The organism is Staphylococcus lugdunensis (genome assembly GCF_001558775.1).
Lineage (GTDB): Bacteria > Bacillota > Bacilli > Staphylococcales > Staphylococcaceae > Staphylococcus > Staphylococcus lugdunensis.
Map to the genome: position 1 here is coordinate 276,787 of NZ_CP014022.1, position 15,629 is coordinate 292,415.

Sequence of the window (15,629 nt, forward strand, 5' to 3'; positions counted from 1 at the left end):
CTGTATTTTATTGCATAAATGGCACTAAACTTGTTAATAATAATGCTGCCACAACTGCAACCAACATGACGATAATAATAACTCTTAAAACTTTGTTATTCAATTGAAACGCTCCTTAACACTGTATGATAATGTTATAAAATTTATATATAAAATAACCTTATATGATTTACTTCAAAATGGCAATCATTATATTTTCTCTGTTAACTCAAGTCAGTTAAACTATAATCATAAGTTTTAGAAGAAGGAGTGGGCAAGGTGATTAACCAATCGCGATTAGTTGATACATTTTTAGAATTGGTACAAATCGACTCAGAAACGGGTCATGAATCAGTAATTCAACCCATATTAAAAACTAAATTAAAACAATTAGGGTTAAATGTAATTGAAGATCAAGCCAGTCAGCATGATGGTTTAGGTGCAAACAATTTAATTTGTACATTACCAAGTAATAATACGAATAGAGATATTGATAAAATTTATTTTACGAGTCATATGGATACCGTCGTTCCTGGTGTAAATATTCAACCTGAAATTAAAGAAGACGGCTATATTTATTCTGATGGTACTACGGTTTTAGGGGCTGACGATAAAGCAGGATTAGCAGCTATTATAGAAATGATTCGGCACATCCAAGAACACAATATTTTACATGGACAAATTCAATTCATTATTACCGTAGGGGAAGAATCAGGATTATTAGGAGCTAAAGCACTTGATGACAGTCTTTTAGATGCTGATTATGGTTTTGCTGTAGATGCTAGTGTAGATGTTGGCACAACCGTAACTGGTGCACCTACTCAAATGCTTTTAGAGGCAATCATTAAAGGTAAAACAGCGCATGCAAGTACTCCTAATAAAGGTGTTAGTGCGATTAATATTGCTGCAAAAGCAATTAGTAAGATGAAATTAGGCCAAATTGATAATGTGACTACAGCTAATATTGGTAAATTTCATGGTGGCTCTGCTACAAATATTGTTGCTGACGAAGTTGTTTTAGAGGCAGAAGCAAGATCTCATTCCGATACAATGATCAAACAACAAATACATCATATGAAAGAAACGTTTGAATCTACAGCTAAAGCATTGGGTGGCGCTGCTGAAGTAAATGTAGTAAAAAGTTATCCTGGTTTTAAAATTCCCGACGACGCACTTGTCACTCAAATTGCTGTAAATAGTGCCCATGCATTAGGCTTATCTGGAGATACTGTAATTTCAGGTGGCGGTTCAGATGGAAGTATAATCAATATGTTAGGCATTCCTACTGTGATATTAGGCGTTGGTTATGAAGCCATCCACACTACATCAGAAAGAATTTCAGTGACTGCTTTATGTCAATTAACTGAGCAACTAATTAAAATCGTTGAAAATGTAGCTAAGTAAGTTTATGTAAGATGAAGTATACTCATAATATATGATACAATACTAATGAAAAATTGAACAAGAGAGGTAAGTAATATGACACAACAAATCGGTGTAGTAGGTTTGGCAGTAATGGGGAAAAACTTGGCGTGGAATATAGAATCACGCGGTTACAGTGTTTCTGTGTTTAACCGTTCTAGACAAAAAACGGATGAAATGGTAGAAGAATCAAAAGGAAAAAATATTCATCCAACTTATAGTTTAGAGGAGTTTGTTAAGTCCCTAGAAAAACCTCGTAAAATTTTACTCATGGTAAAAGCTGGTCCTGCTACAGATGCAACTATAGATAGTTTGTTACCTTTATTAGATGATGATGATATTCTTATTGACGGAGGAAATACAAATTACCAAGATACGATTCGTCGAAATAAAGCGTTAGCCCAAAGCGGCATTAATTTCATAGGCATGGGTGTATCTGGTGGAGAAGTAGGGGCTCTTACTGGTCCTTCTTTGATGCCTGGTGGACAAGAAGCAGCATACAATAAAGTAAGTGATATTTTAGATGCTATAGCTGCGAAAGCTAAAGACGGTGCTTCTTGTGTAGAATATATTGGTCCTAATGGTGCAGGCCATTACGTGAAAATGGTCCATAACGGTATTGAATATGCCGATATGCAATTAATCGCGGAAAGTTATGCTATGATGAAAGACCTATTAGGTATGTCACATGTAGAGATTTCGAAAACATTCAAAGATTGGAATGCTGGTGAATTAGAAAGCTATTTAATCGAAATCACTGGAGATATCTTTACAAAATTAGACGAAAGTCATGATGCTTTAGTAGAAAAAATTCTTGATACTGCTGGCCAAAAAGGAACTGGTAAATGGACATCGATTAACGCGTTAGAATTGGGTATTCCATTAACAATTATTACAGAATCAGTATTTGCTCGTTTTATTTCATCCATAAAAGAAGAACGTGTCAATGCTTCCAAATTATTAAATGGACCAAACGCTACATTTGACGGTGACAAAGATGAATTCTTAGAAAAAATTCGTAAAGCTTTATATATGAGTAAAATTTGTTCTTATGCTCAAGGTTTTGCTCAAATGCGCAAAGCAAGTGAAGAAAACGAATGGAATCTTAAATTGGGCGATTTAGCTATGATTTGGCGCGAAGGTTGTATCATCCGTGCACAATTCTTGCAAAAAATTAAAGATGCATATGATAATAATTCAGAATTACAAAATTTATTATTAGACCCTTACTTTAAAGGTATTGTAACTGAATATCAAGATGCATTAAGAGATGTCGTAGCTACAGGTGTTCGTAATGGCGTGCCTACACCAGGTTTCTCAGCTAGTATTAATTACTATGATAGTTATCGTTCAGAGAACTTACCTGCTAACTTAATCCAAGCTCAACGCGATTACTTTGGCGCTCATACTTATGAACGTAAAGACAAAGAAGGCGTATTCCATACACAATGGGTTGAAGAATAATATTTAAGAGTCTAGGATATTAGTATGTTTTAGGCTATGCACTATTGATTGGATTTAAAATAAGCTTACACTAAGCTTTTGTCATTCCTAGTCAACCTTGCCGGAGCGGGACAGAATTCATTATGAATTCGTAGTCCCGCTCCCTTCTTATCATTCTGTGCAAACGTTTGCATAATTATTTTACTTTTACCTATTAAATGTTATAGAATTTCTATTGAAAGCGCTTACTATAAAAGAGGTGATTTTACGGTAACAATTAAAGACGTGGCAAGGTATGCAAATGTCTCACCATCAACTGTTTCAAGAGTCATTAAAGGTAACAAGAAAATTAGTTTAGCCACTATTCAAAAGGTACAAACAGCGATGGATGAATTAAATTACTTCCCTAATCAAGCTGCACGTACACTTATAACTAAAAAAACAAATACAATCGGTCTTATCTTCAAAAGTGAAACAAATCTATTGCGCCAAAATCCATTCTATAATGATGTGATTACTGGCATAAGTAACACATGTAATCAATTTAATTATGCTACCAATACAACAGTTTCAAATAATGAAAAAGATTTGTTAAAAGAGGTTCAATATTTTATAGATAGCAAAAAGGTGGATGGATTTATATTACTTTATTCCAAAGAAAATGATCCTATCTTTCAATTATTAGTTAATCTAGGTATACCGTTTGTTGTTATTGGTAAAAATTATAATAAAAATGATGTCATCCATATTGATAATGATAATATTGAAGCAGCATATAAACTAACTGATTGGTTAATCCTACAAGGCTATCAAGATATTCTATTTTTGTCCGAAAAAGGTAATTATGCAGTTTCCGCAGATCGAACAATTGGCTATCAACAAGCAATGATCGATGCGAGTTTATATCCCAAAGTGCACAACATATCAAATCAGCGCCTAGATTTACAACAATTTGTCAAATACTTATTATGCTTACAGCAATTACCTCATGCTATTATCACTTCAGATGCAATGCTTAATCTACATCTTTTAAGCGTGTTATATGATAATCATGTGTTTATTCCAAAAGATATAGGCACTGCAACATTTAATTATTCATTTATAACCGAAAGTGCTTCACCCCCACAAACGTGTATCAATATAAATACAGAATGTTTAGGACAAACTGCTGCAACACAAATCATTAATCTATTAGCACAACAACAAGTATCTAATGTAGAAAATCAAAACATCTATATACCAACATCAATCATTCAACGTCAATCAACTCAAATAAATATAAAGGAGTAGGTACTATGTCAATTAAAAGAAATTGGTGGAAAGAAGCGGTCGCATATCAAGTGTATCCTAGAAGCTTTAATGACAGTAATAATGATGGTATCGGGGATTTACCCGGTCTCATTGCTAAGTTAGATTACTTAAAAGATTTAGGCATTGATGTCATTTGGTTAAGTCCAATGTATCAATCACCTAATGATGATAATGGGTATGATATAAGTGATTATCAAGCAATCATGGATGAATTTGGTACAATGTCTGACTTTGATCAACTGTTAAATGAAATTCATGCACGTGATATGAAATTGATTTTAGACTTAGTCGTTAATCATACTTCTGATGAGCATCCATGGTTTATAGAATCAAAATCAAGCAAGAATAACCCCAAACGCGATTGGTATATATGGCGAGATCCTAAAGAAGACGGTTCAGAGCCAAATAACTGGGAAAGTATCTTTAATGGATCTACTTGGGAATATGATACTCAAACACAACAATATTATTTCCATCTATTTAGTAAAAAACAACCCGATTTAAATTGGCATAATCCTGAAGTAAGAACAGTCATATTCGACATGATGAATTGGTGGTTTGATAAAGGAATTGATGGATTTCGAGTTGATGCAATTACTCATATTAAGAAAACATTTGAAGCAGGGGATTTACCAGTTCCAATTGGTAAATCCTATGCACCTGCCTTTGATGTTGATATGAATCAACCAGGTATACAAGCGTGGCTTCAGGAAATGAAAGATAAATCTTTGAGTCATTATGATATTATGACAGTGGGTGAAGCAAATGGTGTTAATCCAGATAATGCAGAAGAATGGGTAGGCGAGGACGAAGGAAAATTTAATATGATTTTTCAATTTGAACATCTCGGATTATGGTCAACAGGAGATCAAAAATTTAATGTCAACGCCTACAAAAATGTCTTAAATCATTGGCAAAAACGTCTCGAAGGCATAGGGTGGAATGCATTATTTATTGAAAATCATGACCAACCACGTAGAGTTTCAACATGGGGAGATGATGAAAAATATTGGTATGAGTCGGCGACAAGCCACGCTGTAGTTTATTTCTTACAACAAGGTACACCATTTATCTATCAAGGACAAGAAATAGGTATGACCAACTATCCATTTGAAAGCATAGAGACATTTAATGATATAGCTGTAAAAAATGAATATCAAATTGTGAAAAAGTCAGGTGGAGACGTTGAAAAACTACTAGACAAGTATAAAATGGAAAATCGTGATAACGCGCGTACACCAATGCAATGGGATGATAGTGTGAATGGTGGATTTACAGAAGGGCAACCATGGTTTCCAGTCAATCCTAACTATAAAACGATTAATGTTAAAGAGCAATTAAGTAATGAACATTCTGTATTGAATTTTTATAAAAAGTTAATTAAATTAAAAAAATCTGATGACATTTATACTTATGGTCAATTTGATTTAGTAGATGCTGATAATTCTAAAATATTTGCATACACACGCACACTTGGAGATAAAACTGTTGTAGTAGCAGCTAATTTAACAAAAACTGAAGCAAAACTTAATTTACCATTTGATATTACGCATGCCAAGATTAAATTACACAATTATCCAAGTGAAGTAATTCTGGAAAAAGTCCAACCATATGAATGTTTTGTTGCAGAACTTTAGTTTGACCACTATAATATTGGCAGTAGTTGACTGGATTGAAAATACGCTAATACCAAGCTTTTTCAATCCTAGTCAACCTTGCCGGGGCGGGACTACGAATTCATTATGAATTCTGTACCGCAAAGGGTCTTGCAAAAATACATCTCATTTATGCGTAATTTCACATCAACATACTTAAAAAAGGCCAGTTCCTATATTATTTCAATAGAAATTGCTTTTTTATTTGTCCAAGAACTTTATGTCCCAGACTTGTCGTTTGTCACATTATTCTATTTCATCTTCTGAATCTACATGATATGTTTCTTGTTGTATTGGTAACCAAAGTTGAATTTTAGTTGGCTGTTCAAAAGATATCTCATGTGGATATATCTCGACATAAAGGCTATCTCGTTCATAAGGCAATGTTAATTGCAAACTCGTTTCAATAAAATGCCATGCTTCATTTACAGCATAATCTATCTCACCGTGCAGATTAAACTTTGCATAATGACGACCAGGTAAGCGTCTACTTTCTAAATGCATCGGGTATCGATCACTAGGAACGCCGACAAATATTTCCAACCCGTTGTCTAAAGGACAACTAATGACAAATAATTCATAAGGGCTTACATTATTATACTTTAATAAATCTTTAATCTTACCATCAAGGTATAAATCTTCTAAAAAGTCTGGAACATTAAATGGATTGGACAGTTGGTTTGTATTAATATATCGTGCATGCCCAACCAGCGCAATATCGCTGGTTTCTTCTAATCTATAGGGAAATGGTTCACGCTCTGTTGTAGATAATTTTATGTATACTCTTTTTTGAATTTTAAGTTCATTTTTTTTAGTAGATGCTTGAATAGGTGAGAGACCATGAAAACGACTAAAATCATTTGCAAAATCATTTGCATTAGCATATTGATACTTTTTTGCAACATCAACAAGACGTGATGAATTTTGTATCATATCTTCTGCTGCAAGTGTCATTTTTCTTGCTTGAGCATAATTTGATGGAGATAAACCCACAATCATTTTAAATGATTGGTCGAGATGGTAAGGTGAAAGACCAACGTAATCACTTAATTCCTGCAAATTAAACGGCTCGGTAATGCGGTCTTCAATATAAACAATGGCCTGTTGTAGCTGCTTAATAACGTCCAAAACTTTCACTCCAATAAATTTCAATCATTACATTATATTTTACAATAATTTCACTAAATATACACCAATTACGGTCACATTAATTTAAAAATAAAAGAACAGCACTCGAATACATAAAACGATATGCTGCTCTTTATGTTTTTATTGAATATCGTCCCACCAGTGATTACCATCTCGGCTTAATAATAAATCGCTTTCAAGCGGACCATTAGTTCCAGATTCATAATTAGGAAATACAGGATCATTTAATGTCCATTCTTCTTGAATGATATCGACAAATTTCCATGTTGATTTTAATTCTTCCCAATGCGTGAAGTTAGTCGCATCTCCTTTTAGACAATCAAAAAGTAAGTTTTCATACGCGTCAACTGTGTTCATTTTATCTTGAGCACTCATTGCATAAGATAGTTGAACTGGTTCAGTTTCGATACCTTGGATGCTTTTTTTAGCGTTTAAATGCAGTGAAATACCTTCATTTGGTTGGATATTAATGACTAATAAGTTAGAATCTAACAGCTTATCTGATTCATAATATAAATTCATTGGAACTTCTTTAAACTCAACTACAACTTGAATTGTTTTTGACTTCATACGTTTGCCTGTACGGATATAAAACGGTACACCAGCCCATCTAAAGTTATCTATCATTAATTTACCTGACACAAACGTTGGCGTGTTAGAATCATTTGCTACTCGATCCTCATCTCTATAAGCCTTAACTGGCTTATTATCAATATAACCTTCACCATATTGGCCACGTACAAAGTTTTGTTTAACTTCTTCTGGCTCTAATTTACGTAAAGATTTTAATACTTTTACCTTTTCGGCACGTATATCTTCGCTTTTTAAACTAATAGGTGCTTCCATGGCAAGTAAAGCCACCATTTGAAGCATATGGTTTTGCACCATATCTTTTAATGCACCACTTGATTCATAGTATCCTCCACGATCTTCAACACCTAATAATTCTGATGATGTTACTTGAATATTTGAAATATATTTATTATTCCATAAAGGCTCAAACATCGCGTTGGCAAATCTTAACACTTCAATGTTTTGCACCATATCTTTACCTAAATAATGATCAATTCTATATATTTCTTCTTCTTTGAACGATCTTCTAATTTGTTTGTTTAAAGATTCTGCAGATTTCAAATCACTGCCAAATGGTTTTTCTATAACTAGACGTTTGAAACCATGTGTATTAGTAAGACCAGATGTTTTTAAGAAATCTGAAATAATACCAAAGAATTGAGGTGCCATAGCTAAATAGAATAGGCGATTACCTTGTAATTGATATTGCTTATCTAATTCATTTGAAAAAGTTAACAACGATTGATAACTTGCCTCATCATTGACATCATGACGATGATAATAGACATGCGTCATAAATTCATCTAATAAGTCTGTATTGCCTACATGGTGCTGTATAGAAGATGCAACTTGTTGACGAAATTCATCATTTGTTAAATCTCGGCGACCAATTCCGATGATAGCAATATGTTCATCAAGATTATTTTGTTGAAATAAATGGAAAAGAGATGGGAAAAGCTTTCTGTGACTTAAATCACCAGTTGCTCCAAAAATTGTAATTAAACAAGGAATATGTTTGTTTTTTGTACTCAAGATCAAAACCTCAATTCTTTAGGGATATGATTTTCTTATTATAAAATAAAAGGGACAGGTATTCATATCTTTTTGCTTATATTATACTTTATTTCTTATTATAACAATTGTCATTACTTATGATAAAATATATTGAAGTAAAGGAGGCATATGCATGGAAGTAACGTTTTTTGGTACGAGCGCAGGCTTGCCTACAAAAGAAAGAAATACACAAGCAATTGCTTTAAATTTGGAACCTTACTCTAATTCAATATGGCTATTTGATGTAGGCGAAGGAACACAACATCAAATTTTACATCATTCCATTAAACTCGGTAAAGTTGATCATATTTTTATAACGCATATGCACGGCGATCATATTTTTGGATTACCAGGTTTATTAACAAGTCGCTCATTTCAAGGAGGAGAAAGTAAACCTTTAACTTTGGTTGGCCCTCATGGAATCAAGGCATTTGTTGAAACAACTTTAAGCTTATCTGAATCTCACTTGAATTATCCAATTACTTTTATAGAAATCGACGATGGGTTTAGTTATCATCATAATGGGTTTAAGGTAACTGCAAAGGTTCTAAACCATGGCATTGTATCTTATGGTTACAGAGTTGAAGCGCCTACAACACCAGGTAAAATTAATGTCGAAGCTTTGAAAGCACTCGGACTTGAGCCAGGTCCTAAATACCAAGAAGTTAAGGATAACGATACATTTGAATTTAATAATATTATTTATAAATCCCAAGACTTTAAAGGATTAGCAAAACCAGGTCCAATCATAGCAATATTTGGAGATACTAAGCCATGTGCCAACGAGAAAATCATAGCACAGGACGCTCAGTTAATGATTCATGAAGCTACATACATAGAAGGGGATAAAGTATTAGCAAATAACTATCATCATAGTCATATAGATGATGTATTTCAGCTTATTCATCAGGCACATGTTAAGCAAACATTAATCACTCATATGAGTAATCGCTATAATAAAGAGGATATTCATCACATTTATAATCATCTTTTGCAGCAAGACAATGTACCTAATTTCATATTTGTAAACGATTTCGACACTTTCAAAATTGAATAAAAATAAATAATATATAAAATAGAGTAGCACAGAAAATCAGTTTAACTTAAAGATTTCTATGCTACTCTATTTAATGTTTTAATTGTATTAGTTATCATTTTTAGATAATTCTATACTTCTTTTAACAGCCGCATTTAAACAGTCTTCAAATATACCCGATATATTATGCTCTGCAAGCGCATCTAACCCTGCTTGCGTAGTACCACCCTTGGATGTAATATTTTTTCTAAGTTGTTCCATACTTAAATCTGAACGTTCAATCATCTTACTCGTACCAATTATAAGATTACGGATTGATTCTTCTACTTGACGCTTCTCTAAACCAAGATTTGTCCCGGCTTTGACATATTGTTCAAATACATGGTAAAGGAAAGCTGGACCACTTCCAGTAATTGCTGTCACTTGATGTAAATGACTTTCGTCAACTTCTATTACAGAACCAAAGGCGTTTACCAAATCAATCACTTCTTGCTTAGCAGTTGGTCCAAAATTATTTGAAAAGCTAATACCTGTGACTGAATGACCCACTTGCGCATTTGTATTAGGCATGATACGCGCTACTGGCTGATTAACTTCAAGTTGCTGTTTAATATAATCAATAGGCAGTCCTGCCATGATTGATATAAAGCGATTATTATCTTGTATATATGGACGAATGCGTTTGGCAACAGTTTCAAAATCATGTGGTTTTGTTCCTAAAAAAACATAATCTGCACCTTTTAATAAAGCTGCATCATCATAACTATATTCAACACCTAAGCGAGTTGAAAATGTTTTAAGGCGCTCTTCATTAGATTTATTCGTAAGATAAATGTCATTTGATTCTAACTTATTTGCATTAATAATACCTGTGAAAATAGCTTGAGCCATATTACCTGCACCATAAAAAACAAGTTTCATTATTATATCAATTCCTTCCCCTTTTGATAGATACATAGTAACATAACTATAAAATATGGTCGAAATTGATACTAAAAGGAGAACAAAATGATAGGTAAACATTATGTTGTAACTGGAGGAACAAGTGGCTTAGGTTTAGAAATTGTAAAAGCATTGCTAAGTCATGGCGCAAAAGTGACCTTAATCATAAGAGACATAGAGAAGTATCAATCATTGTCGTTAAATAAATACAAAGGACATATTCAAACAATATGTTGTGATTTAGAACAACAAAATGACATTATAGCACTTGCTTCTCAATGGTCAGAAACTATTGATGGCATTATTTATAGCTCAGGTTTAGGTTACTTTAAATCTATAGCCGCTCATTCAAATAAGGAAATGATAGAAACTTATGCAGTTAATTTACTTGGATTTCATTTGCTCTTTTATGGTTTAGCACCTTATTTAGTTAATGGGGCGTCAATCGTAGCTATTTCAAGCCAAGCTGCTTTTGTTACTCAAGCACATGCCGCACATTACAGTGCATCTAAAGCAGCTTTAAACGCTTCGTTAAACGCATTAAGAATAGAATCACCTGAATTACACATTATGGTTGTTAATGCTGGTCCGATTCGAACGCCATTTCATAAAAAAGCAGACCCCACGATGACATATGCAACAAAGTATAGTCGTCTAATGATTGAACCTGAACAGTTAGCACACCGAGTTATTAAAGGCATAATTAGAAAAGAGCAAGAAATAAATCAACCGACATGGATGCATCAACTGCTCAAAATATATCAACTTGCTCCAAGAACATTTGAACGTATTTTTGCACCATTATTTAAAAATAAAATGTAATGCAATAATTTGTAGGCTAAACATTAAAGATGTTAAAACTGATATTTCTATTGATAACATATGTTGCTTCATGTCATTATTCTTATTCATAAGGCACCTCATTCATTGCGATTATTAACGAATATTAAATGATACAAAAGCGCCATACTTTTTTAAAAGCACTTCACCGTAAAATGACATGTAAATACATAATATTTATAACAAAACTCATGAGAAAACAGTGCCGGGGCCCCAACAAAGAGAAATGCAAAAGCATTTCACCAAGCAAAGCAAGTTGGGGTGGGGCCCCAACAAAGAGAAATGCAAAAAGCATTTCACCAAGCAAAGCAAGTTGGGGTGGGGAGGATGAGACAGCGCCCTATGAAGACGAACCAATAAAATACAAATTGTTGAATATAAAAGAAGCGCAAAAAGTCTGGGACATCATGATGTCTTAACTTATGAACTAATATTGGCAATAGTTGACTAGGATTGAAAATATGTTTAAATCAAGCTTTTTTCAATCCTAGTCAACCTTATCAGGGCAGGACTACGAATTTATAATAAATTCTGTTCCGCTCTCTTTGCGCTAATATTTTATTTTTGATGTCCAAGCTGTTTTCCTAAGTTAAATGCTGCGTATATTCTATATTTTTTACACGATGACGCGCTGCTTTAACTTTGTCTAAACTAAGTTTAATTAAATAATTATGCACATTTTCTTCAAGTTGCTTCACTGAACTTGCGCCAACAATAATAGATCCTAATGCATCATGTGACACTAAATAGTTAAATGATAACGCACTTAAATTATTATCAATTTCTTTAATAGAAGCAATTGTTTCACCTAAATCATGATGCGTATAGTCAAATATACCTTCATGAAATTTACTATCTAATACATCAATACTATTAGCAGTTAATAATCCTTTAAATACGGGGCCACGAGCGAGTAACTTAACTTGCTTTGCATGGATTTGTTCTAATAAGCGTTCTGGGCGATTATCTATCAGATTAAATTGCGACATAATTGTATCAATTTGACTATGCTTCAAGTAATAGTCAATAACATTTGGACGAATGGATGAAATACCGTATGAACGTATGATACCTTCTTGCTTCAATTCATCAAAGGCACTAATCGTTTCATCTATAGGATCATCGATAGTCCCACCATGCAATTGATATAAATCAATATGTTCCATTTTTAGACGCTTCAGCGATTGTTTCACGCCTTCTTTAATATGTTTCTTAGAAGGATCCCAAGTTGTCTGACCATTATCTAATAGACGGTTACCTACTTTTGTACCAACGATGATATCACCACGATTATGGTATTTTTTAAGTGCTTTCCCTACAAGTTCTTCATTCATTCCACGGTCATACATATCAGCCGTATCAAAGTAAGTAATACCATGCTCGATAGCACAATCAATAATAGATTGAACAGTTTTAAAATTTGTTCCTAAACTCATGCAACCTAAACCTAATTCAGAAATTTCTATGCCACTCTTTAAAATATTTTTTTGCATGTCCTAGCTCCTTTCGATACACTTTAATTAACGCATTTATCTTATCAATATATCCATCTAAATGAAAGAGGAGTGAATAAATAATGGACTTTACAGAAACGACCATTGATAGAACAGTTATTTATAATGGGAAAATCATAGACCTGGAACTTCATGAAGTGGAATTACCGAATGGCAAAAGAGCCAAACGTGAACTTATTTATCATAATGGTGCCGTAGCAGTATGTGCGGTGACCCCTGAGAATGAAGTTTTATTAGTTAAACAATATCGCAAGCCAATTGAGCAACCTTTACTAGAAATTCCAGCTGGTAAATTAGAACAAGGAGAGCAACTTGAAAGTGCAGCTAAAAGAGAATTGTCTGAAGAGACAGGGTATGTTGCTGAACATCTTGTGCATATAACGGATATGTATGGTTCTCCTGGCTTTTCAAATGAAAAATTATCTATCTACTTTACTGACAAATTATCACCTGGCAAGATGCATTTAGACGATGATGAATTTGTCGAATTACATAAAATACCTTTAACAGAGATAAGCCAACGATTAGCAACTAATGAAATCACCGACGCAAAAACAATCATCGCACTACAATATTTACTGCTACATTATAATAATTCTAAATAATAAGCAGTCTTACTTGCGTTTTATTGATAATATTGGTACTTTATAAATGAGAATTTTATCAGTATAGATTAAAATGATTATAATTTTTAGTAGAGGGGTGAAGCTTCCGTGGAAGACCGTTTAAATCGCGTGAAGCAACAATTACAACAATCTTCATATAAATTAACACCTCAACGTGAAGCAACAGTGAGCGTTTTAATTGAAAATGAAAAGGACCATTTAAGTGCAGAAGATGTATATTTGAAGGTAAAGGATCGTGCTCCAGAAATTGGGTTAGCCACTGTCTATCGTACGTTAGAATTATTAGCAGAATTAAAAGTAGTAGACAAGATTAATTTTGGTGACGGCGTTGCCCGCTTCGATTTAAGAAAAGAAGGTGCTAAACATTTTCATCATCATTTAGTTTGTATGGAGTGTGGTCGTGTTGATGAAATTGAAGAAGATTTATTACCACAAGTCGAAGAACGTGTGGAAACTGAATTTAATTTTAAAATTTTAGATCATCGCTTAACATTTCATGGCATATGTGCTGAATGTCAAGCTAAAGGTAAAGGAGATAACAAATCCTCTTAAAGACACTTTGTTACATCCCGTTTTAAAGAGGTTATGACATGAATACAATCATAGAAGAATATTTAAAATTTATTCAAATTGAAAAGGGATTAAGTCCAAATACGATTGGTGCCTATCGTAGAGATTTAGATAAATATAAACTTTATCTTGAAACACGACATATTGAACATATCGACTTTATAGACCGTCAAACGATACAAGAGTGTTTAGGTTACTTAATTGATCAAGGAAGTTCGGCTAAATCGTTAGCTCGTTTTATTTCAACTATTAGAAGTTTTCATCAATTTGCATTACGAGAAAAGTATGCCGCAAAAGATCCAACTGTATTACTTGAAACACCGAAATACGAGAAAAAATTACCTGATGTTCTTGAAATAGATGAAGTTGTACGTTTATTAGAAGCGCCAGATTTATCTAAAAAAAATGGCTATAGAGATCGCACAATTCTTGAATTAATGTATGCAACTGGTATGCGTGTTTCCGAACTCGTGCATATTGAAATAGAAAACATTAATGTCATAATGGGCTTTGTACGTGTGTTTGGTAAAGGTGATAAAGAACGCATTATTCCATTAGGTGATACTGTCATAGATTATTTAAAGACTTATATGAAGGAGATTCGACCACAATTGCTTAAAAGCACGGTTACGAATGTATTGTTTTTAAATATGCATGGTAAACCATTATCTCGACAAGGTATTTGGAAAATGATTAAACAATATGGCATAAAATCAAATATTACGAAAACATTAACGCCACATACTTTAAGACATTCATTTGCAACACATTTATTAGAAAACGGTGCTGATTTAAGAGCAGTTCAAGAAATGCTTGGACATTCAGACATATCAACTACGCAATTATATACTCATGTTTCTAAAGCACAAATCAGGCAAATATATAATCAATATCATCCAAGGGCATAATAAAGATTAATGTCAGTCACTAAAATCTTTATTATGACTCTTTTTCTTTTTAGCTAATATTCTAGCTTGGTTTACAGCAGAGCGATCTCTTAATTTATGGTGATGAATAATATAGTCATCGGTTAACGTTTCTGGTTCAAAGAAATAATCTGAATGAAAACGTTTGACGATTAATTCTGCTTCAGACGTCATAGGCAAATAGATAGGAATAAACTCATGCTGCTTTGTAACCTGATAAATTTTCTCTTCTATTAGCTGTTGGTATGCTTCAATGTTTAATGGTAATTGATGTGTTTCTACCGCATTGCATATCGTAACTAGTGCTTTTTTATAACTTTTTAAAGCACCTTTATAATTATGTCGTCTATGGTGATATGAAGCTGTTGTAAATAAAATTAAACTCACAATAGCATCTTGCTTTGAATATGATGGTTGCTCTTTCCATGCATCTTCTAAAATATCATGACATAAAAAGTAATGTTGATGTCTGTGAAATTGATAAAAAAATTCAATAAGTGCTTTTTCCAAATAAATACATCCTTCATTTTAAATATATCTACTATTCATGCTATAATATTTTTGATAAATATGCACAATAGATGCAATAT

16 protein-coding genes are annotated in these 15,629 nt (G+C 33.2%); 10 read left to right on the forward strand and 6 right to left on the reverse strand.

Annotated features, from left to right (window positions below; genetic code table 11):
* Positions 1–7: 7 nt before the first annotated feature.
* The gene (prli42, locus tag AL499_RS12605) at positions 8–103 is read right to left on the reverse strand and encodes a stressosome-associated protein Prli42 (protein ID WP_014533303.1); all 96 of its coding nucleotides are present in this window, start codon (positions 101–103) and stop codon (positions 8–10) included.
* A gap of 155 nt (positions 104–258) precedes the next feature.
* Here prli42 and AL499_RS01380 point away from each other — a divergent pair, with 155 nt between their 5' ends.
* The 4 genes from AL499_RS01380 to AL499_RS01395 all read left to right on the forward strand — a co-directional run bounded on the left by AL499_RS01380 (position 259) and on the right by AL499_RS01395 (position 5,792).
* The gene (locus AL499_RS01380) at positions 259–1,383 is read left to right on the forward strand and encodes a M20/M25/M40 family metallo-hydrolase (RefSeq protein WP_002492590.1); all 1,125 of its coding nucleotides are present in this window, start codon (positions 259–261) and stop codon (positions 1,381–1,383) included.
* A 75-nt stretch (positions 1,384–1,458) separates the two neighbouring features.
* On the forward strand, positions 1,459–2,865 hold the full coding sequence (gene gndA / locus AL499_RS01385) for an NADP-dependent phosphogluconate dehydrogenase (protein WP_037540401.1): 1,407 nt from the start codon (positions 1,459–1,461) through the stop codon (positions 2,863–2,865).
* Positions 2,866–3,129: 264 nt separating this feature from the next.
* A complete protein-coding gene (locus tag AL499_RS01390) occupies positions 3,130–4,134 on the forward strand; it encodes a LacI family DNA-binding transcriptional regulator (protein WP_002491900.1) in 1,005 nt (334 codons plus the stop codon).
* An 11-nt stretch (positions 4,135–4,145) separates the two neighbouring features.
* Complete coding sequence (locus AL499_RS01395) at positions 4,146–5,792, forward strand: glycoside hydrolase family 13 protein (RefSeq protein WP_037555001.1); 1,647 nt, start codon at positions 4,146–4,148, stop codon at positions 5,790–5,792.
* A 264-nt stretch (positions 5,793–6,056) separates the two neighbouring features.
* Here the strand turns inward: AL499_RS01395 and AL499_RS01400 are convergent, their stop codons facing one another.
* Together AL499_RS01400 and zwf are read right to left on the reverse strand one after the other, a co-directional pair.
* Complete coding sequence (locus AL499_RS01400; RefSeq protein WP_002491902.1) at positions 6,057–6,938, reverse strand: AraC family transcriptional regulator; 882 nt, start codon at positions 6,936–6,938, stop codon at positions 6,057–6,059.
* Between the two features lie 141 nt (positions 6,939–7,079).
* Positions 7,080–8,564, reverse strand: a complete 1,485-nt coding sequence (gene zwf, locus AL499_RS01405; RefSeq protein ID WP_002478153.1) for a glucose-6-phosphate dehydrogenase — start codon at positions 8,562–8,564, stop codon at positions 7,080–7,082.
* Positions 8,565–8,718: 154 nt separating this feature from the next.
* Here zwf and rnz point away from each other — a divergent pair, with 154 nt between their 5' ends.
* The gene (gene rnz / locus AL499_RS01410; RefSeq protein WP_002459053.1) at positions 8,719–9,642 is read left to right on the forward strand and encodes a ribonuclease Z; all 924 of its coding nucleotides are present in this window, start codon (positions 8,719–8,721) and stop codon (positions 9,640–9,642) included.
* A gap of 87 nt (positions 9,643–9,729) precedes the next feature.
* On the opposite strand, the gene proC is transcribed toward rnz, so the two are convergent.
* Positions 9,730–10,542, reverse strand: coding sequence for a pyrroline-5-carboxylate reductase (gene proC / locus AL499_RS01415; RefSeq protein ID WP_002478155.1), 813 nt, complete (start codon positions 10,540–10,542; stop codon positions 9,730–9,732).
* Between the two features lie 87 nt (positions 10,543–10,629).
* Between proC and AL499_RS01420 the strand changes: the two genes are divergently transcribed.
* Both AL499_RS01420 and AL499_RS12615 read left to right on the forward strand, forming a co-directional pair.
* Positions 10,630–11,385 (forward strand): SDR family NAD(P)-dependent oxidoreductase, encoded by a 756-nt coding sequence (locus tag AL499_RS01420; protein ID WP_002491899.1) that lies wholly within the window; start codon positions 10,630–10,632, stop codon positions 11,383–11,385.
* A 128-nt stretch (positions 11,386–11,513) separates the two neighbouring features.
* Positions 11,514–11,822 (forward strand): hypothetical protein, encoded by a 309-nt coding sequence (locus tag AL499_RS12615; RefSeq protein WP_037540399.1) that lies wholly within the window; start codon positions 11,514–11,516, stop codon positions 11,820–11,822.
* 165 nt (positions 11,823–11,987) lie between these two features.
* Here the strand turns inward: AL499_RS12615 and AL499_RS01430 are convergent, their stop codons facing one another.
* Complete coding sequence (locus AL499_RS01430; RefSeq protein WP_002492339.1) at positions 11,988–12,896, reverse strand: aldo/keto reductase; 909 nt, start codon at positions 12,894–12,896, stop codon at positions 11,988–11,990.
* Between the two features lie 83 nt (positions 12,897–12,979).
* Between AL499_RS01430 and AL499_RS01435 the strand changes: the two genes are divergently transcribed.
* The 3 genes from AL499_RS01435 to xerD all read left to right on the forward strand — a co-directional run bounded on the left by AL499_RS01435 (position 12,980) and on the right by xerD (position 15,021).
* Entirely contained in the window at positions 12,980–13,522 is a 543-nt protein-coding gene (locus tag AL499_RS01435; RefSeq protein WP_002478158.1) for an NUDIX hydrolase, read from the forward strand.
* Positions 13,523–13,630: 108 nt separating this feature from the next.
* On the forward strand, positions 13,631–14,095 hold the full coding sequence (gene fur / locus AL499_RS01440; RefSeq protein ID WP_002459058.1) for a ferric iron uptake transcriptional regulator: 465 nt from the start codon (positions 13,631–13,633) through the stop codon (positions 14,093–14,095).
* A gap of 38 nt (positions 14,096–14,133) precedes the next feature.
* Positions 14,134–15,021 (forward strand): site-specific tyrosine recombinase XerD, encoded by an 888-nt coding sequence (gene xerD / locus AL499_RS01445; protein WP_002478160.1) that lies wholly within the window; start codon positions 14,134–14,136, stop codon positions 15,019–15,021.
* 12 nt (positions 15,022–15,033) lie between these two features.
* Here xerD and AL499_RS01450 read toward each other — a convergent pair whose 3' ends face one another.
* Positions 15,034–15,549 (reverse strand): DUF309 domain-containing protein, encoded by a 516-nt coding sequence (locus tag AL499_RS01450; protein WP_002478161.1) that lies wholly within the window; start codon positions 15,547–15,549, stop codon positions 15,034–15,036.
* Positions 15,550–15,629: the final 80 nt, after the last annotated feature.